At 67.5% G+C, this 18,435-nt stretch carries 19 protein-coding genes and 1 tRNA gene; 7 read left to right on the top strand and 13 right to left on the bottom strand.

The features are described from left to right. Positions 1–128 precede the first annotated feature (128 nt). Positions 129–1,031, bottom strand: coding sequence for a DMT family transporter (locus OCL97_RS15305; protein ID WP_377370764.1), 903 nt, complete (start codon positions 1,029–1,031; stop codon positions 129–131). Between the two features lie 49 nt (positions 1,032–1,080). After that, complete coding sequence (locus OCL97_RS15300) at positions 1,081–2,028, bottom strand: hypothetical protein (RefSeq protein WP_377370763.1); 948 nt, start codon at positions 2,026–2,028, stop codon at positions 1,081–1,083. Between the two features lie 151 nt (positions 2,029–2,179). On the opposite strand from OCL97_RS15300, the gene trhA reads away from it, so the two are divergent. Beyond that, positions 2,180–2,830: a PAQR family membrane homeostasis protein TrhA gene (gene trhA / locus OCL97_RS15295; RefSeq protein WP_377370762.1), complete on the top strand. Its 651-nt coding sequence runs from the start codon at positions 2,180–2,182 to the stop codon at positions 2,828–2,830. Positions 2,831–2,834: 4 nt separating this feature from the next. Here trhA and OCL97_RS15290 read toward each other — a convergent pair whose 3' ends face one another. After that, positions 2,835–3,197, bottom strand: a complete 363-nt coding sequence (locus OCL97_RS15290; protein WP_377370761.1) for a hypothetical protein — start codon at positions 3,195–3,197, stop codon at positions 2,835–2,837. A gap of 374 nt (positions 3,198–3,571) precedes the next feature. On the opposite strand from OCL97_RS15290, the gene OCL97_RS15285 reads away from it, so the two are divergent. Next, a complete protein-coding gene (locus OCL97_RS15285; protein WP_377370760.1) occupies positions 3,572–5,308 on the top strand; it encodes an N-acyl-D-amino-acid deacylase family protein in 1,737 nt (578 codons plus the stop codon). A gap of 3 nt (positions 5,309–5,311) precedes the next feature. On the opposite strand, the gene OCL97_RS15280 is transcribed toward OCL97_RS15285, so the two are convergent. Together OCL97_RS15280 and OCL97_RS15275 are read right to left on the bottom strand one after the other, a co-directional pair. Next, complete coding sequence (locus OCL97_RS15280; RefSeq protein ID WP_377370759.1) at positions 5,312–6,208, bottom strand: alpha/beta hydrolase; 897 nt, start codon at positions 6,206–6,208, stop codon at positions 5,312–5,314. A 9-nt stretch (positions 6,209–6,217) separates the two neighbouring features. Continuing rightward, positions 6,218–8,221 (bottom strand): alpha-glucosidase, encoded by a 2,004-nt coding sequence (locus tag OCL97_RS15275; RefSeq protein WP_377370758.1) that lies wholly within the window; start codon positions 8,219–8,221, stop codon positions 6,218–6,220. A 339-nt stretch (positions 8,222–8,560) separates the two neighbouring features. On the opposite strand from OCL97_RS15275, the gene OCL97_RS15270 reads away from it, so the two are divergent. Together OCL97_RS15270 and OCL97_RS15265 are read left to right on the top strand one after the other, a co-directional pair. Next, a complete protein-coding gene (locus tag OCL97_RS15270; protein WP_377370757.1) occupies positions 8,561–8,938 on the top strand; it encodes a DUF3597 domain-containing protein in 378 nt (125 codons plus the stop codon). A 106-nt stretch (positions 8,939–9,044) separates the two neighbouring features. After that, entirely contained in the window at positions 9,045–10,070 is a 1,026-nt protein-coding gene (locus tag OCL97_RS15265; protein ID WP_377370756.1) for a sterol desaturase family protein, read from the top strand. Positions 10,071–10,103: 33 nt separating this feature from the next. On the opposite strand, the gene OCL97_RS15260 is transcribed toward OCL97_RS15265, so the two are convergent. Together OCL97_RS15260 and OCL97_RS15255 are read right to left on the bottom strand one after the other, a co-directional pair. Next, a tRNA-Leu gene (locus OCL97_RS15260) sits at positions 10,104–10,187 on the bottom strand. 56 nt (positions 10,188–10,243) lie between these two features. After that, positions 10,244–10,624, bottom strand: a complete 381-nt coding sequence (locus OCL97_RS15255) for a hypothetical protein (RefSeq protein ID WP_377370755.1) — start codon at positions 10,622–10,624, stop codon at positions 10,244–10,246. Positions 10,625–10,764: 140 nt separating this feature from the next. Between OCL97_RS15255 and OCL97_RS15250 the strand changes: the two genes are divergently transcribed. The 3 genes from OCL97_RS15250 (at position 10,765) to OCL97_RS15240 (ending at position 13,357) form a co-directional block, all read left to right on the top strand. Further along, positions 10,765–11,091, top strand: coding sequence for a FeoA family protein (locus OCL97_RS15250; protein WP_377370754.1), 327 nt, complete (start codon positions 10,765–10,767; stop codon positions 11,089–11,091). Then, complete coding sequence (gene feoB / locus OCL97_RS15245; protein ID WP_304775502.1) at positions 11,088–12,962, top strand: ferrous iron transporter B; 1,875 nt, start codon at positions 11,088–11,090, stop codon at positions 12,960–12,962. Before OCL97_RS15250 ends, feoB begins: the two co-directional genes overlap by 4 nt. Before the next feature lie 83 nt (positions 12,963–13,045). Continuing rightward, positions 13,046–13,357 (top strand): hypothetical protein, encoded by a 312-nt coding sequence (locus tag OCL97_RS15240; protein WP_304775499.1) that lies wholly within the window; start codon positions 13,046–13,048, stop codon positions 13,355–13,357. Here OCL97_RS15240 and OCL97_RS15235 read toward each other — a convergent pair. The 6 genes from OCL97_RS15235 to hppD all read right to left on the bottom strand — a co-directional run bounded on the left by OCL97_RS15235 (position 13,293) and on the right by hppD (position 18,431). Then, positions 13,293–13,850 carry a MarR family winged helix-turn-helix transcriptional regulator gene (locus OCL97_RS15235; protein WP_377370753.1) on the bottom strand — a complete coding sequence of 186 codons (558 nt, stop codon included), beginning with the start codon at positions 13,848–13,850 and terminating at the stop codon, positions 13,293–13,295. The genes OCL97_RS15240 and OCL97_RS15235 overlap by 65 nt on opposite strands. Further along, positions 13,847–14,854: a fumarylacetoacetate hydrolase family protein gene (locus OCL97_RS15230; protein ID WP_377370752.1), complete on the bottom strand. Its 1,008-nt coding sequence runs from the start codon at positions 14,852–14,854 to the stop codon at positions 13,847–13,849. Before OCL97_RS15230 ends, OCL97_RS15235 begins: the two co-directional genes overlap by 4 nt. Then, positions 14,851–15,159 carry a hypothetical protein gene (locus OCL97_RS15225; protein ID WP_304701731.1) on the bottom strand — a complete coding sequence of 103 codons (309 nt, stop codon included), beginning with the start codon at positions 15,157–15,159 and terminating at the stop codon, positions 14,851–14,853. The genes OCL97_RS15230 and OCL97_RS15225 overlap by 4 nt, the downstream gene beginning before the upstream one ends. Positions 15,160–15,225: 66 nt before the next feature. Further along, entirely contained in the window at positions 15,226–16,356 is a 1,131-nt protein-coding gene (locus tag OCL97_RS15220) for a homogentisate 1,2-dioxygenase (protein ID WP_377370751.1), read from the bottom strand. Beyond that, positions 16,356–17,336, bottom strand: a complete 981-nt coding sequence (locus OCL97_RS15215; RefSeq protein ID WP_377370749.1) for an isoaspartyl peptidase/L-asparaginase family protein — start codon at positions 17,334–17,336, stop codon at positions 16,356–16,358. Before OCL97_RS15215 ends, OCL97_RS15220 begins: the two co-directional genes overlap by 1 nt. Beyond that, positions 17,337–18,431: a 4-hydroxyphenylpyruvate dioxygenase gene (hppD, locus tag OCL97_RS15210; protein ID WP_377370748.1), complete on the bottom strand. Its 1,095-nt coding sequence runs from the start codon at positions 18,429–18,431 to the stop codon at positions 17,337–17,339. Positions 18,432–18,435: the final 4 nt, after the last annotated feature.

The raw sequence follows: 18,435 nt of genomic DNA, 5'->3' as shown, positions 1-18,435 counted from the left end.
CATCTGACCTGGAGCCGGGTTCCGAGCGCCGAAGGCCCTGAAAGGAACCTGACTTGGCCAGCAGAATCTTCCCGTACCTCAGGTCTGTCAACGCAGGGTTTCTAAAGCCCTTCGCGCGATGAGGCCCTTCAGGATGCGCGGAAGCGGCGGGTCTCGCGAAGGAGGATGTAGATGCTGCTACCGGCCACAACGAGGGCGCCCGCCAGGGTGGCCAGGCGCGGCGTTTCCTCCCACACAAGGAAGCCGATGATGCTGGCCCAGATCAGCTGGGTGTAGTCGAAGGGCGCCACCACGGCGACCGGCGCTCGGCGGATGGCCTCGGTCAGGAAGAGCTGCCCAACCCCGCCGATCAGGCCGGCGAGGATCAGCAGGGCCAGGGTCGTCATGTCGGGGATGACCCAGCCAAAGGGGAGGCTGGCCAGGCCAAGCACCATGCCGGCTAGGGTGAAATAGAAGACGATGGTTGCGCCGGGCTCGGTGCGGCCGATCTCGCGGATGGCGATCATGGCGCCGGCCGAGCCGACGGCGGCCACCAGGGCGAAGACGGTGCCCTTCACCGCCATATGGGAGGGGTCGGGGTTGATCATGATCAGGACCCCGACCAGGCCCACCAGGACCGCACCCCAACGATGCAGACCGACCGTCTCCTTGAGGATCAGCGCCGACAGGGCGGTCATGAACAAGGGGGCGGAGAAGGACAGCGCCGTGGATTCTGTCAGCGGCAGCAGGCTGACCGCGGTGAAGCCGCAGACCATGCCGGTCAGGCCGACCGTCGAACGCATCAGGTGGCCCAGGGGCCGTTTGGTTTTCAGCACCGAGAAACCGGTGGTCCGGGCGATGTAGATCAACACCGGCACGAAGGCGAAGGCGTTGCGGAAGAAGATGATCTCAAGCACCGGGACGCCCCGGCTGGAGCACCACTTCACCAAGGCGGCCAGTCCCGCCATGCAGACCATCGCCGCCACCCGCAGGGCGATGCCCATGCCGTTGTTCTGCACGGTCATGTGAGCGGGCGCGGGCTTGCGGGTCATGCCACGGCCTTAGGGCGTTCGGAGGGCGGGCGCCATCCCTGGAGGGCGCCTAGGTCAGAACCAGTCCCGCCTGGGCCAGGGAATTTACGAAGGCCTGGGTGATCCGCCCGTAGTTCTCGACGCTCGCCTTGAAGTCGTCGCGCGCGTGAACGTGGCTCGGCGTCACCAGGCCGCGGTCGCTTGCCCGTTCGCAAAGTCCCTTGTCGAGCAACTTGCGGCCATGGCGGCGGGCGGTCTCGTAGGGCAGTCGCAGCTCGCGGGCCAGGGCGTAGACGCTGACACTGCGGCGTAGGGCGTCGGGAGGAATCTCGTCCAGGCCGCTGAAGGTGGCCGCCAGGGTGGGGTCTAGGGTCACGTGCAAGGTGTTGGCCCGAACGATCGCAAGGAACATCAGGCCCTCCACCAGATCGAGGCCCAGGTTGGTGGTGAGCAGGGCGACGGTGTTGAGGAAGTAGTCGCTGGAGAGCCGCACCACCTCTCGCGGCATGTACGCCGCCTTGTCCTGGGCTTCGGCCCCCGGGCGGCATGTCGCGACAACCCCGGCATCGGCCAGCGCCTGGGCGTAGCGGACGGTCGCGTGGAAGTTGGTGGCCACGGCCTGGCGAACCTCGAGCCTATCGTTGACCTCGGGCGGGAACACCACGCCGCCATCGCCCAGGCGCTCGCACAGTCCCTTGGCCAGCAACTTGCCGATATGGCGGCGCGCGGTCTCGTAGGGCAGGCGAAGCTCGCGGGCGATGGCGTAGACGCTCACGGGCTTGCGGAAGACCTCGTGCGGCCGGTCGCCGGGCTCGAAATAGGCCAGGGCCAATTCCGGATCGTCCAGCATGTGCCGGACATTGGCGCGAACGATGGCCAGGAAGATCATCCCCGTCACCAGGTCAGTATCAATGGCCGAGGTGATCACCTGCGCTGTGTTCAGGAAGAAGTCCCCGGCCAGGCGGACGACGTGACGGCGGACATCGGGGGGAAATGTCGGGGCGTCCGGGTCTGACATCTAGATCCTGGGGAATGGCGGGTTCAGGAACCCAGGTTATCGAGATTCTCGACGCCAAGGCGGGCCGCGGCCTGCATGGTCGAAGTTATCGCAGATGATACGGCCCAAGATTGGTCATGGACGCGACACAGGCCGCGGATATGGTGAGGCCATGTTTCCGCCGCGCCACTATCCCACGCCCGCCGCCAAATGCGCCGACCTGGTGGTGCATATCACCGGCTTGACCCTGGCCCTGGTCGGCGGCGGCATCCTGCTGGGATTGTCGGTCAAGATCGGAACCCTCGGCCAGGTGGCCGCGGTGGCCGTTTACAGCATGGCCATGGTGGCGATGCTGGCGCTGTCACTGGCTTACAATTTCGCCAAGCCGAGCTGGCGGCCGCTGCTGCGCCGTTTGGACCACGCGGGCATCTTCCTGATGATCGCGGGCTCCTACACGCCGTTCACGACCCAGAACCTCACCGGCGCCTGGTCCGTCGCCATGACCACGGCGGTCTGGTCGCTGGCGGCGATGGGCATTCTCGGCAAGCTGTTCCTCCCCGGCCTGGGGCGGCGTTTCTGGGTGGGACTATATCTCGCCCTGGGTTGGCTGGTGCTGGTGGCCATCAAGCCGATGATCGACGGCCTCTCGTGGATCTCGCTGCTGATGCTCGCCCTGGGCGGCGCGATCTATTCCACCGGCGCGGTCTTCTACCTCCTGGACAAGCTGCGGTTCCGCCGCGCCATCTGGCACGGCCACGTGGTGGGCGGCGCGGCTCTGCAGTATGTCGCCGTGCTGACCGGCGTCGTTCTGGCCCAGCACTGAGGGCCTAAGGCGCCACACCCTTCACGACCTTCATGGTGACCGGCTCGCCAGTGACCGCCCTGGCCTTCCAACTTTCGCTGGCGGGCAGTTCGGTGCAGAAGTTGAACGGCACGGCCACGGGCTTGGCCTGTTTGAGGCAGACCTTTTCGCCCTTCAGGCTCCACGTCCCGCTGGAGGGCGTGCGGCGGCGGGTCTTCCCCGTATAGGTTCCGTCCTTCTTCAGCCACACTAGGGCGGTGCGGCCATCGGGATAGGTGGAGACCACCGTATTGCCGAAGGCGTGGGCCAGCGGCAAGGGTTCGGCTGCAAGAGCCGCCATGGGCGCCGCCGCGAGTCCAAGGGTCAGGAGCAGGGTGAAAGGGGTCATGTCGCGCCAAATCCGCCGGAGGAAATAACGCAGCATGCTGACAATTTCGCGAACACGTGTCGGTTCCAAGGCGACGTGACCGTGTCCGGAATCGGCCAGACGAGTGGCCTACCCTCCCCCATCGTCGGGTCCTGCTTCAACCTGATTGAAGGCCCCCATGGCCACCATCCACAAGGAAGTTATCATCGACGCCCCGGCCGACAAGGTCTGGGCCGCCATCGCCGACATCGGCGCCCACGCTGCTCAAGGACCCTGGGCGGCCTGACGTTGGGTCACACTTTTCGGCCTCGCAACTTGGGTCCATGCTGCCCCAAGTTGGGTCCGCAGGCGCGGCCGGAATGATGTCTGCGTGGAACCTCGACCGAGGGCGGACGATGCACGATCTGGTGATCCGAAACGGACGCGTGGTGGACGGCGCCGAGACCCCGGCCTTCCTGGCCGACATCGCGATCGACAACGGCAAGATCACCGCGGTGGGCAAGATCCCACAGGCCGGACGCCGAGAGATCGACGCCGGCGGCCTGATCGTCACCCCCGGCTGGGTGGATATCCATACCCACTACGATGGTCAGGTGACCTGGGACCCCTATCTGGCGCCGTCGAGCTGGCACGGGGTGACCACCGCGGTGATGGGCAATTGCGGCGTCGGCTTCGCGCCGGTGCGTCCCGACCGCCATGCCTGGCTGATCGAACTGATGGAAGGCGTCGAGGACATTCCCGGCGCGGCGCTGTCGGAAGGCATCAAGTGGACCTGGGAGACCTTCCCGCAATATCTCGACAGCCTGGAGGGCCAGCCTCGGGTGATCGACGTGGCCACCCAGGTGCCGCACGGCGCGGTGCGGGCCTATGTCATGGGCGAGCGCGGCGCGCGCAACGAACCCGCGACGGCTGAAGACATCGCCGAAATGTCGCGCATCGTCGGCGAGGGCGTGGCGGCCGGCGCCCTGGGCTTCTCCACTTCGCGCACCATGCTGCACCTGGCCAAGGACGGCGAGCCGGTGCCGGGCACCTTCGCGGCCGAGGACGAACTGCTGGGTATCGGCCGGGCCATGGGCCAAGCCGGCCACGGGGTCTTCGAGATGGCGTCCGACATGGCGCCCGCCGAGAACGAGTTCAATTGGATGCGGTCGCTGTCGGTCGAGACAGGCGTGCCGGTCACCTTTGGGCTGCTGCAGTCCCCAGTGAAGGCCGACGGCTGGCGTCGGCTGCTGCAGCTGACCGAGGAGGCGCGGGCGCAGGGCGCCCAGATCACCGCCCAGATCGCCTGCCGTCCGACCGGCATGGTGCTTGGCTGGCAGAGCACGGTGCATCCCTTCATCGGCCGAGACACCTATCGCCAGCTCGCCGCCCTGCCCTTCGCCGAGCGCATCGTGCAGCTGCGTGACCCCGAGGTCCGGGCCAGGATCCTGGCCGAGCCGTCACGGCCCATGGGCGCCATCGGCATGATCCTGACCCAAGGATTCGATCGCATGTTCCGGCTGGAGCACGCGGGCGGCCTGGACTACGAACCCCGCGCCGAGGACTCCATCGCGGCCCTGGCCAAGACCACCGGCCAGGCGCCCGACGCCATCGTCTACGACATGCTCATGGAGAAGGACGGCCAGGGCTACATCTACCTGCCGCTGCTCAACTACGCGGAGTTCAACTTCGACCATATCCACGAGATGATGACCCACTCCAACACGGTGCTCAGCCTGTCGGACGGCGGGGCCCATTGCGGGGTGATCTGCGACGCCAGCTTCCCCACCTACATGCTGACCCACTGGGTCCGCGACCGCTCGCGCGGCGCGCGCCTGAGCCTGGAGAAGGTGGTCTCCATGCAGACGCGCGACACCGCGCGGCTCTACGGGCTGCACGACCGCGGGACGCTCGCGCCCGGCATGAAAGCCGACCTCAACCTGATCGACTTCGAGAAACTGGCCATCCTGGCCCCGGAGATGGCCTTCGACCTGCCCGCCCAGGGCCGCCGCCTGATCCAGCGCGCCCAGGGCTATGTCGCCACCATCGTCGAGGGCGTGGTCACCTTCGAGAACGGCGAGGCCACCGGCGAGATGCCCGGCAGGCTGATCCGTGGGCCGCAAGCCTCGCCGATGGCCCAGGCGGCGGAGTAGCGCCTAGCCGATGTGCCCGCCGGCCCTGGCCCAGGTCAGGAAGTGCTCGGGCCAGTGCGAGGCGGACGAGCCCTCGGGCGCCCGTAGGCCAAAACCATGGGCGCCGCTCTCATAGACGTGCAGAGCCGCGGGCACGCCGAAGGCGCGCAGTTCCTGGAAGGGCTGGATCGAGTTGGCCACCGGGACGCGGGCGTCATCAGCGGCGTGGAAGAAGAAGGTCGGCGGCGTGGCCTTGGTGAAGCCCGGGAACATGTTCTCGCGGGGCCTCTTCGGCACGTTCAGGTAAGGGTATCCCAGGCACATGAAGGTTGGCGTGGCGTTCAGCTTGTCATCGGCGTCCACCGGCGGGTAAAGCGCCTCCGCGGCGCGCGCGGCCAAGGCGGCGGCGATGGTGCCACCGGCCGAGAAGCCCATGATCCCCACGCGCTTGGCGCCGGTTTCCTGGACCAGCAGGCGCAGGGCGCGCTGAGCGTCCTGAAGCGGCGCATCCTGGCCCGCGTCCCAACCGTCGCCGGGCAGGCGGTACAGCAGGGCGCCGGCGGCGACGCCGTTGTCGGCCAGCCAGCGGCAGACCTCCTCGCCCTCCTTGTCGAACACCACGCGATTGAAGGCGCCGCCGGCGATCACCAGCATGGCGGTGTCAGTCTTCTTCTTTGGCCGGTGCAGGCTGAAGCGCGGCCTGGTGATCCCGGAGATGTCCCGGCCGGTCTGACCCTTGTCGACGACGTCGGTCGCCTTCTCCGTCACCGTGACCTGGGACCCGCCCGGGGCGCCGTTGGGCCACAGTTCGATCATCTGGCCCTCGCTCGGCTTGGCGGCGGCCTTGGCCGAGGTCGCGCCCATCAGGGCGGGGGTCAACAGCCCGGCGGCCAGCAGGCCGCGAAGATCAGTGTCGGTCATGGAGTAATCCTAGATCTGGCCAAGGCCGGCGAACAACGCCGTGTCCCGCGAGCCCTCACGGTAGAAGACCGGCGGATAGCCCAGCTCTGCGACAACCGTGATCGCGCCGCCGCCGCTGTGCGTGTCGCCGGTCCACGCATTCACCCAGACAACGCCGGCCGGCAGGTAGACCTCCCGCTCGAGCTTTCCTTCACGGATCACCGGCGCCACCAGCAGGTCAGCGCCGTAGAGGTACTGGGTCTGGTCGACATAGGTCGCGCGATCCTCCTGGAAGTGCAGGAACATCGGCCGCTGCAGCGGCAGGCCGGTGGCCGCCGCCTCCGCCGATAGCCCCGCCACATAGGGGGCGAGGTGGCGATAGATTCGCGTCATCCGGGCGAAGTGGGCCAGCACCTTGGGATCGCCGTCCAGCTGCAGGTTCTCGTCGGGCCGGTTGCCCTCATGGGAGCGCATCACCGGCGTGAAGGCGGCCATCTCCGACCAGCGCATCAGCAGCTCGGCGGTGCGGACATTGCCGAACAGGCTGGTGTACCCGCCGATGTCGCTGTGATGGTAGGCGTTGCCCAGCAGGCCCGAGGACAGGGCTCCGCAGATCACAGTGCCGAGGCCGTCATGGCGGCTGAAATCCACCGACTGGTCACCGGCCCACAGCAGGGGGCAATGGGCCTGGACCCCGGTATAGCCGGCCCGCAGGAAGAACAGCGCCTCGCCGGTCATGCCGCGCTTGGCCACGGCGCGCGCATTGACCTCCGCCCACAGGGGCGGCCAGGCGTTGTGCATCAGCATGCCGTCGACGCCGTTGGCCAGCCTCGCGTCGGTGGGCAGGTATTCGCCGAAATCGGCCATCCAGCCTGACAGGCCGAAGTCCAGCATCTGGCGGCCGATGATCTCCTCCTCGAACCACTCGCAGGCCTCCGGGATCGTGAAGTCCACCACGCCGCAGTCGAACTCGCCGAAGTCGACGATGTACGGGCCGGCGCCGTCGAGGGTCAGGGCCAGATAGCCCTTGGCCTTGGCCACCTCATAGAAGCTGCCGTCCACCGCCAGATAGGGGTTCACGTAGCCAAGGAAACGGATGCCCTTGGCTCGCAGCTCGCCGATCTGGGTGTCCAGGTCGGGATAGCGCGTGGGATTCCACTTCCAGTCCCAGAACAGCCGCTTGCCGAAGGAGGTGATGCGCAGGCCCACCCAGTCCTCGCACCACAGGCCTGCGACCTTCACGCCGGCGTCGAGGAAGTTCTGCAGACGGTCGAAGCTTTCGGCGCCCTGCTTCAGGCCGACGATGGCGCCCTCCAGCACCCAGGTCGGAAGCTGCGGCTGGCGGCCGAAACGCTCCGATAGAACCCCGACGATCTCGACGAAGGTGTCGCGCGCCCAGACCTCGATTTTGGCCGGAATCTCCCAGACCTCGATCTCGTGGAAGCCGTCATGGCGAAAATCGAAGACGCTGTAGGCCGTGGTGTCCACGTGCAGGGCGTAGAGCCGCGACGAGACATAGGTCGGCTGCGGATAGTTGGTGTTGAAATAGTCCCCGCCCGCGCCGGCCAGGTCGGCCTGCAGGGTGATCATCTTGCTCTTGTCGCGCCCCACACCGGGCTCGGAGGTCCAGAGGGGGAAGCGTCGGCCGCGCATGTCGAAATAGGACATCTGCTCGCCACCGCCCCAGACATGCTCGCCGACCTCGGCCACCGTACGGATCCACATACGGTTTAGGGTCGGATCGGTCGCTTGCATGGCGATGGCGCCTGCGGCGATCGTCACGACCAGGAGGGGCGTCTCGGCGGCCGATGGGGCCAAGGTGATGGAGACCGCCTCGCCCTCCCGGATGACGGTGGCGGCGCGCAGCGGCACGCGCTCGATCACATAATCAGCGATCTTGAAATTGCCCCGCAGCATCTCGACCTCAGGCTCGCCGCGGCCGACGAAGACGCAGGGCGCCTCGGCGGTGTGACGCAGGATCACCCGCCCGGCCTCGACAATGTCAAAGCCCGTGGGCCGCTCGATCAGCTGCATACAAACTCCTCTGCCCAGAATCCCTGGGGTCCGCGCGTACAATTCACATGCGGTCGGCCGATCGGCGCGGGCTGCGTTCGCGAGACAGCCCCATCAAGGAATATGTCATATAACCATATAACTGTGGGGCTTCCCAACTCATGGTGCGGGTATGCCGCCCCTGATCGGGAAACCGTCAGGCGCTATTACGGCGTCACGATTCGCGCCAACTTCGGCGGCTAAGACGATCCAGCCCTGGGCGGTGCGCAGCGCGTGCGGCCCAGGCGCTTCTCATTCCGCTCGCGGCGGAACCCAGCCGGCCTCCGGAGCTTTCTGTCCTCACATTCCAGCGAGGCGCTCATGAGTATTTTCGGCAAGATCTTCGACAAGATTTTCAATCACAAGAAGGTGGCCGCTCCGGCTCCCGCACCCAAGCCGGCCGCCCCCGCCGCCGCGCCGGCCGCGGCTCCGGCCCCTGCGCCCGTTGATGTCGAGGCTGTGCTCACTGAGCTCGCCGCACAGAAGGGTGGCGGCGGCAACTGGCGCACCTCCATCGTCGACCTGCTGAAGATGCTCGACCTGGATTCCAGCCTGGACGCCCGCACCGAGCTGGCCGGGGAACTCGGCGTCAACGCCGGCGCCCACGGCAGCGCCGAGCAGAACATCGCCCTGCAGAAGGCCGTCTGGAAGAAGCTCGCCGAGAACAGCGGCAAGGTCCCGGCCAGTCTCAAGGACTGACAGCACAAGGCGGCGAAGGGCGGCGGACGCCTTTCGCCGCGCTGTTAACGGCCATTCAACGACGACTTGCTCTATTGGGCCGCCCGCCCAACTGGAGTCATAGCCGATGGCGCTTGCCGACACCTCGATGACACTCGAGGGCGACACCCGCCCCCGGGCCGCGGTGGGTCGCGCGGCTATCGTGCTTGGGCTGGTTGTCTACGCGGCCCTGCTCGGCGCGGCCTGGTGGGCGGTGGCCAGCCTGCTGCCCGATCAGATCACCCTACAGGCCTTCGGCGAATCCAAGACCGTATCGGGGGTGCATGACCGCCTCGCCGGCGTCGGCATGGTGGCCGCCATCCTGCCGACGGCGCTGTGGATCGAATGCCTGGTGGTCGGGTGGGAGAAGAGCTCCGCTCGCGCGCTGATCTTCGCTCCCACCATGTCCATGCGCACCGACCTGGCCGTCCTGGTCCTGGGTCAGGCCTTTGTGCTGGAGGTGGTGGGCAAGGCCATGATGCTGGGCCTCTCGATGATCTCCGGCATGGCGATCCGCGACTGGATCCAGGCTCAGACGGGCTTTGCGGCGGACCTGACCAGCCTGCCCTTCGCGGCCCAGCTGGTGGTCTATTTCTACATCTACACCTTCTTCGACTACTGGACGCACCGGCTGGACCACAGCCGGTTCTTCTGGCCGCTGCACCGCTTCCACCACTCGGCCAAAGACTTCTGTGTGGCGACCTCAGCGCGCCAGCATCCAGCCGCGTTCAGCGCCTTCTTCGTGATCAACCTGCCGCTCGCCATCCTGGGGGCCACCCCCAGCGTGATGATCTTCGTCAGTGTCCTGGTGACCACGGTCGGGTTCCTGATTCACTCCCAGCTCACCTCCGACTGGGGCTGGGTCGGCCGCTGGGTGCTCCAGTCGCCCCTGCACCACCGGCTGCACCACAAGCTGGACATGACCGAACCCACCGGCCACTTCGCCATGGCCCCCATCTGGGACCGGCTGTTCGGCACCTGGCGCGGAACCGCTGATCCCACCCTGGCGATCGGCGTGGCGCAGCCCTACCGGCACGGCTTCTGGATCGTCCCCGACCTGCTGCGCGACTACTGGCATTTCTGGTCGGGCTTCGTGGTGAAGCGCGCCGACTGAGGACGGCCGTAGGCCTGTCCCTGACTTCTAGTTTGGTGCCCCAGGTCGGACTCGAACCAACACGCCTCTCGGCAACAGATTTTGAGTCTGCCGCGTCTACCATTTCGCCACTGGGGCCCCAGGAGCGGCCGGCAATGTAGCGGCGGGACTCGCCGCCGCAAGCGGCGATTGACCTACTTGGCCGCGGCCTCGTCCTCGTCGCGATGCAGGGCGGCGTGGGCGGCCAGCACGATGTCCAGCACTACGATGGCGCCCACCACGGCGGCCGCGGCCATGGCGGCCTGGCGGCGGGGGTTCTCGCGACCGGTGGCCTTGCCGAGCGTAAGCAGGTCCATGGCGTCACCGCCGACCCGGAGCCACAGCCAGGGACCCGGTCGAACGGGCGACAGCAGTCCGGCGCCGGCGGCGATCTCGCGGGCGCCGAAGGCGGCGACCTTCTCCTCGTCGGAGGCCAGACCCACGAATTTGGCGAACTGCCGTGGCGCGGCGACGGCCACCAGGCCCAGGCCGAGACTGACGACGCCCAGGGCGCGCTTGACGATGACCAGGTCCAAGTCGATTTCCTCCAGCTCTGGAGCAGCCAATTCCTGACCCGTCGCCAGGTTCCGGCGAGACGCTTCGCCGCAAGCAGCGTCGCGCTCTCGACGCGCCGTCGTCCGAATGATAATCACTCGCAACGAGTGAGGGCGTCAGCATGAACAATCTGTCGATCGACCGTGTGGAGATCGCCGAGGCCATCCCCGAGGTGGGGATCACCCTTCGGCTGAGCGACGCCTCCGTCGGCGATCGGGGCGTGATCATCGATGTACGCGCCGATGACGACGGCAAGGATCATGGCGTCGATATCGAGGAGCTGCAGCGCCGCCTGCTGGAGTTCGGTTTCGTGGAAGGGGCCCGCGTCGAGGTGATCCACGAGGGCGCGATCGGCCACGATCCCATCGCCGTGCGCCTGGACGACATGCGCGTCGCCCTGCGCCGCCGCGACGCCGGTGACGTCATCATCCTGTTGGACCGTCCATGAGCGACGTCGCCCTGTCGCCAGCCCGGGTCGCCCTGGTCGGCAATCCCAATTCCGGCAAGACCGCCCTCTTCAACGCCCTGACCGGCAGCCGCCAGAAGGTGGCCAACTATGCCGGCGTCACCGTGGAGCGGAAGGAAGGGACGGTCACCGCCGCCTCGGGCCGCACGATCCACGTGCTGGACCTGCCCGGCACCTATTCCCTGCGGGCCCGAAGCCCGGACGAGGCGGTCACCCGTGATGCGGTCCTCGGCCAGCTGGCCGGCGAGACCCCTCCCGACGCCATCGTCTGCGTGGCCGACGCCACCAACCTGCGCCTGGTGCTGCGCCTGATCCTGGAGCTGAAGCAGGTAGGCCGGCCGCTGGTTCTCGCCCTCAACATGTTCGACATCGCCCAGCGTCAGGGCCTGCGGATCGACCTGGAGGGGTTGGCCCGCGACATCGGCGCGCCGATCGTCACCACCGTGGCCACCCGCAAGCGCGGCATCGAGGAACTGGTGGCCCAGATCGACGCCACCACCCTGGAGGCCGCGGCGACCGTCGCCCGAGAATGGCGCGCGCCCGACGCCGGCGAGATCCGCGACGCCCACCGCGAGGCCCAGCGCCTGATGAAGGCTCACGTCCGGCCACCTGAGCGTCCCGACACCCTGACGGGCAAGGTTGACGGCGTGCTGCTGCATCCCGTCTGGGGCCTGGCCATCCTGCTGGCCATCCTGCTGCTGATGTTCCAGGCGGTGTTCACCTGGGCCACGCCCCTGATGGACCTGATCGACGCCGGCATGACGGGCCTCGGCGGGCTCGTGGCCCTGGCGATCCCCGAGGGTCTGGTCCGCAGCCTGATCGTCGACGGCATCATCGCCGGCGTTGGCAGCGTCCTGGTCTTCCTGCCGCAGATCCTGATCCTGTTCCTGTTCATCATCATGCTGGAGGACTCCGGCTACATGGCCCGGGCCGCCTTCCTGATGGACAAGATCATGGGCGGGGCGGGGCTGCACGGCCGGGCCTTCATCCCCCTTCTGTCTTCCTTCGCCTGCGCGATCCCCGGGGTCATGTCGACGCGGGTGATCGACTCCAAGCGCGACCGGCTGACCACGATCCTGGTGGCGCCGCTGATGACCTGCTCAGCGCGCATTCCGGTCTACACCCTGATCATCGGCGCGGTGATCCCGGCCAAGGTGGTGGGCGGGGTCTTCAGCCTCCAGGGCCTGGTGATGTTCGGCCTGTATGCGGCAGGCATCCTGTCGGCCCTGGGCGTCTCCTTCGTCATCCGGCGCTTCCTGTGGCGGGGCATGAGCGAGCCCTTCATGATGGAGCTGCCCACCTACAAGAAGCCCGACCCCACCAATGTCGCGCGCAGTCTGCTGCAGCGAGGTCAGATCTTCATGAGCCGAGCGGGCCGCATCATCCTGCCCCTGATGGTGCTCGTCTGGTTCCTGTCGACCTTCCCCTATCCGCCGGCGGGCGCGACAGGCCCGGCCATCGACTACAGCTTCGCCGGCACGATCGGCCACTTCATCCAGCCCCTCCTGGCCCCCATCGGGTTCAACTGGCAGATGTCGGTGGCCCTGGTCCCCGGCATGGCCGCCCGGGAAGTCGCTGTCGCGGCCCTGGGCACCGTCTATGCGGTGGGCGACGCCGAGACCAACACCGGCGGGCTCTCGGCCCGGCTGGCGGAGCAATGGTCCCTCGCCTCGGGCCTGTCGTTCCTCGCCTGGTATGTGTTCGCTCCGCAGTGCGTGGCGACGCTGGGGGTGGTGAAGCGCGAGACCAACAGCTGGCTCTGGCCGACGGTCATGTTCGTCTACATGATCACCCTGGCCTATATCGCCGCCCTGATCGTCTACCAGCTCACCGTGGCGCTGGGCGGCGGGTAGAACGTCGCAAACACAAGTTAAGCGTGAGCCTTAACGACGCGATAAACGACCCGAGCGCACCCTCCTCAGGTGGAGGCGTGATCATGGAAAAGATCCAAACCGAACGGCGGCGGAAGCCGCGCCCCAAGACCAGCGCGGAGGCCGTGGCCGAGCGCATCCGGCAGACCCTGATGCAGTTCGGCGGCGAGGCGCACCGGCGGGAGGTCATCATGCAGATGGCCCGCGACTCAGGGGTCGATGTCCGCAACATCCCCGAGGAGCTGGAGACCACGGTCATCACCAGCTTCGAGGCGGCCTGGAACGACACCGAGAAGCGCGAGAGCTTCGGCTTCACTCTGCGGTTCGGCGAGGGCTCCCACCGTTGGGGCGTCCGGATGCCGGAGACGGCGCACTAAGCGCCTCCCCCGTGTCGCCGGCCAAGGCGTTGGCCGCCATCTGCAGGCGGTTCAAGAGCCGCTTGAGCAGCGACACCTCGTCAGGCGCGAGCCCAGATATCAGGGCCGCCTCATAGGCCAGGGCCAGGGGGGCGATCTCCGCATGGAGACGCGAGCCCTCCTGGGTCAGGGCCAGGACATGCGAGCGCCCGTCGGCGTGGTGATCCGACCGTTCCAGCAGGCGGCGCTTGAACAAGCCCTGGGCCGCGCGGCTCACCGTCACCTTGTCCATGCCCGTGCGTGAGACGATGGCGCCCTGGGTCAGGCCGCCATCCTCCGCCAGCACGCAGATCAGCCGCCACTGCGGGATGGTCAGGCCAAAGCGATCCTCGTAGGCCCGGGCGATCAGGCCCGAGACCGCGTTGGAGGCCACCGACAACCGGTAGGGCAGATAGGCGTCCAGCTTCAGCCCCGGGACGGCTGCGGCATCCGTGGGCTGGGACTGAACGGTCATCTGGCCGCGACCTCCTGTTCGATGGCGCCGAAGATGGAGTGACGGCGGGCGTCGCGCATTTCAATCCGAACGCAGTCTCCGGCCTTGAGGAACGGGGTCTTTGGCGCGCCGCCGGCCAGGGTTTCGACGGTCCGCAGCTCCGCGAGGCAGGAATAGCCGACGCCGCCCTCGGACACCGATTTCCCTGGACCGCCGTCGGGACCACGATTCGAGACGGTGCCGGAGCCGATGATCGTCCCCGCGCCCAGCGCCCGGGTCTTGGCGGCGTGTGCGATCAGGGTCCCGAAATCGAAGGTCATGTCGACGCCGGCGTCGGCCTCACCCAGGGGCTTGCTGTTCAGCTCCACCTCCAGGGCGCCCGTCAGGCGGCCATCGACCCAGGCGTCGCCCAGGCTGTCGGGGGTCACCGCCACGGGGGAGAAGGACGACGCCGGCTTGGACTGGAAGAAGCCGAAGTTCTTGGCCAGCTCGTCGGGGATCAGGTTTCGTAGCGACACGTCGTTGGCCAGCATCACCAGCCGGACGGCGGCAAGCGCCTCCTCCCGGCTCGCGCCCTGAGGCACGTCGCCCGTGATGACCGCGATCTCGCCTTCCATGTCGCAGCCCCAGGCTTCGTCGGCCAAGGGGATGGGGTCGCGGGGCGCCAGGAAGCCATCGGAACCACCCTGATACATCAGGGGCTCGGTCCAGAAGCTGGCGGGCATCTCGGCGCCGCGCGCTTTGCGCACCAGTTCCACGTGGTTCACATAGGCCGAGCCGTCCGCCCACTGGTAGGCGCGCGGCAAGGGGCTCTCGGCGTCGTGCTCGTGGAAGCGCACCCGCGGTATCGAGCCATGGTCCAGGCTCTCGGCCAGCCCCCTCAGCAGCGGCTCGCACCGCTCCCAGTCGTCGAGGGCCGCCTGCAGGGTGGGGGCGATATTGGTCGCCTCCACGCACCAGGCGAGATCGCTGGACACCACCACGAGACGTCCGTCGCGTCCCCACTTGAGTGAAGCGAGCTTCATTCCTGGTCTCCCATCATTTCTGTTTTCGTTGAATTGCGGTGCGGGATGACGCGGGTCAGGCGCACCCCGCGCTCATAGGCTTGAGGCTGATAGACGACGACCTCGACGCAGATGTCGCCCTTGGGCTCATCGACCCAAAGGTAGTTGCGCTCAAACTCGGCGGAACGGCCGGCCGGAGTAAAGCCTTCGTAGGTGTCGCCCCAGGGGGTGACCTGGGAGAGCTCCCGCCAGCCCAGATCGCAGGCCCTTGCCAGTTCTTCCTCGGCGGCGTCCGCCAAATCCTGCTGGCGGTCGACGCTGGGCATTCAGATACGCACGTCCATGGGGACGGCGGCGAGGCTGCGCTTGTTGCGGTCGAGGGGGACTTTCACCTAGGCGGTCTTCCAACTGTCGACATAGGCGGCATTCTCAACCGTCGCGGCGGCCTCGCCAACCTCCAACGGGTCGCGGGTGTCGATCATCACGGCATATTCATCGGTTGCGGGCTTGGGCTGGCTGAGCATGTTCTTCAGCGCCTTGGGGTGCGGGCCATGGGTGAAGCCCGACGGATGAAAGGTCATCATCCCGGCGTCGATGCCGTCGCGGCTGAAGAAGTCGCCGGCGTGGTAGAAGAGCACCTCCTCGAAATCGTCGTTGTTGTGGAAGAACGGGACCTTCAAGGCCCCCGGATCGGTCTCGAACGGCCGCGGCGCGAAGGTGCAGACCACGAAGCGGTCAGAGACGAAGGTGGTGTGGACGCTGGGAGGCAGGTGGTAGCGGTGGCTGACCACCGGCCGCAGATCCTTCACGTTCAGGCGCACCGGCGCCAGATCCCCATGCCAGCCCACCGCGTCGATGGGATTGTAGGGGTAGGTCACCACCGAGACTTGGCCGCGCTTCTTGATCTCCACGCGGTATTCGCCGGGTTCCGCCTGATGAGCGCGGAAGGCCTCGTCCATGGCGGGCGTGTCCAGCATGGCGGGATCGAACAGGGCGTGCCCGCCCAGCATGCCCTTGTCCGGCAACGAGAAATGGGTGTTGGTCGCCTGCATCATCAGCACCGCCGTGGGCGTGCTGGGCGCAAGCCGCCACATGGTCCCGCGCGGCAGATAGAGGTAGTCGCCGGCCGCGTAGCCGATACGGCCGTAGTCGCAGAACAGGTCGCCGGCGCCCTCATGCACGAACAGCAACTGATCGCCATCGGCGTTGCGGGCGAGCGCCGGCATGGGCGAGGCCAGCTTCCAGAAGCGCATCTCCACGGCGGCGTTGTGCAGCACGACGGGCGCGCTCCAGGGCGAACCCGGCGCCTCGTTCAGGCGGGAGAGGTCGAAGGCGCGGGGGCGCAGCGGCCCTTCGAAATTGGTCCAGCCAGTGGGGGGGCGCGGATGGTGCAGGAAGGCGGCGGGGCCGAAGAAGCCCTCCTTGGAGATCTCCCGCTCATAGGTGCCGTCTGGCATATCGGCGTGGGCCTGGCGGGAGTGGACACCTTGGGCGCCGCGCACCGGGATCCAGTTTCGAGCCATCAGAATTCGTCCTTGTAGATGCCCACCGCCATCGGACGCCCCTCCGACGCCTGGGCGCGGTACATGCCCGATGTGTTGAAGCTCCAGGCGATCTGACCATCCGGCGCGACAGCGATGACCCCGCCGTCGCCGCCCAGAGCGGTCAGCCGGTGCTGCACCACCTTGTCGGCGGCGGCCTGCAGGCTTAGCCCCTTCAGCTCCACAAGGGCCGAGATGTCGCGCGCCACGGTCAGGCGGATGAAGTACTCGCCGGTCCCGGTGGCCGACACCGCGCAGCCGGCGTTCGACGCATAGGTCCCCGCCCCGATCAGGGGGCTGTCCCCCACCCGCCCCCAGCGCTTGCCGGTGGTGCCGCCGGTGGAGGTGGCGGCGGCCACGTCGCCGTGGATGTCGAGGGCGACAACGCCCACGGTGCCATGCTTGCCCTCGTCGTGCGCCAATCCCTGGGCGGGATCAGGCCGGTCCGCGCCGACCGGCTCCTCCGGGATCGGCAGCTTCTCGGCCTTCAGGAAATTGGTCAGGCTGCGCCAGCGGCGCGCGGTATGGAAATGGAACGGCTCCACCAACTCCTCGCCCTGGTCGGCGGCGAAGTCGTCGGCGCCCTTGCCGATCAGCATGACATGGGGCGAGCGCTCCATGACCGCGCGGGCCAGCGTGATCGGGTGCCGGGCTCTTGTAACGCCGGCCACGGCGCCGGCCCTCAGCGTGCGCCCCTCCATGATGGCGGCGTCCAGTTCGTTGCGGCCCTCCGCGGTGAAGACCGCGCCCCGGCCAGCGTTGAACAGAGGATCGTCCTCCAGCAGGCGGACGGCGGTCTCGCAGGCGTCCAGGGCAAGGCCGCCCGCCTTCAAGACCTGGGCGCCGGCCTCGGTCACCTTGGTCAGGGCGGCGCGATAGGCCGCCTCCTGCTCAGGCTTGAGGTGGGCGCGCTCGATCACGCCTGCCCCGCCGTGCACGACAATGGCCCACTTCGGCGGCAATCAGCCCTCCTTGGCCGGCAGGACGCCGCGGCGCACCTGGTCGAGTTCAATGGACTCAAACAGCGCCTTGAAGTTGCCCTCGCCGAACCCCTCATTGCCCTTGCGCTGGATCAGCTCGAAGAAGATCGGCCCGATCATGTTCTCGGTGAAGATCTGCAGCAGCAGACCCTGACCCTCGGTGGGGGCGCCGTCCATCAGGATCTGATCGGCGCGCAGACGCTGCAGGTTCTCGTCGTGGCCCTTCACCCGGTCGGGGAGTTGCTCGTAGTAGGTCTCCGGCACCGATTGGAAACGGACCTCCCGGTCCCGCATGGTCTCCACCGCGTGGTAGATATCGCCGGTCCCGAGCGCCACGTGCTGGATGCCCTCGCCGTGATAGTCCTTGAGGAACTCCTCGATCTGCGAGTGGTCGTCCTGGCTCTCGTTCAGCGGGATGCGGATCTTGCCGCAGGGGCTGGTCATGGCCTTGGAGATCAGGCCGGTCTGGGCGCCCTCGATGTCGAAATAGCGGATCTCCCGGAAGTTGAAGATGCGCTCGTAGAAGTCGGCCCACTTGCCCATGTTGCCGCGGAACACGTTGTGGGTCAGGTGGTCGAGGTAGGTCAGGCCGACACTGTTGGTCGCCTCCGCCTCCGCAGCGCCCGGGATCGGCACGAAGTCGACGTCGTAGATTTCCTGGGCGCCATAGCGGTCCACAAGGTAGAGGTTCGAGCCGCCGATCCCCTCGATGGCCGGGATGTTCAGCTCCATGGGGCCGACCGGCCCCAGCACCTGCTTGGCGCCGCGCTCGAGAGCGAGCGCCATCGCCTTGGCCGCGTCCTTGACCCGGAAGGCCATGGCGTTCGCCGAGGGGCCATGAATCTGGCGGAAGTCCGCAGGCTGGCCGCTGGGCTCCATGTTCAGCAGGAAGTTGATGTCCCCCTGGCGCATCCGGATGACGCTCTTGGAGCGGTGCCTGGAGACCGCCGTGAAGCCCATCTTCTCGAACAGGCCCTTCAGCAGATCCGGCTCGGGGGCGGTGAATTCGACAAACTCGAAGCCGTCGGTGCCGAGCGGATTGTCGAAGAGGTCACGACTGGTGGCCTGGGCGTTCATCTGC

It is taken from the genome of Phenylobacterium ferrooxidans (assembly GCF_042714595.1).
GTDB lineage: Bacteria > Pseudomonadota > Alphaproteobacteria > Caulobacterales > Caulobacteraceae > Phenylobacterium > Phenylobacterium ferrooxidans.
This window is presented reverse-complemented; position numbering and strand designations above follow the sequence as displayed.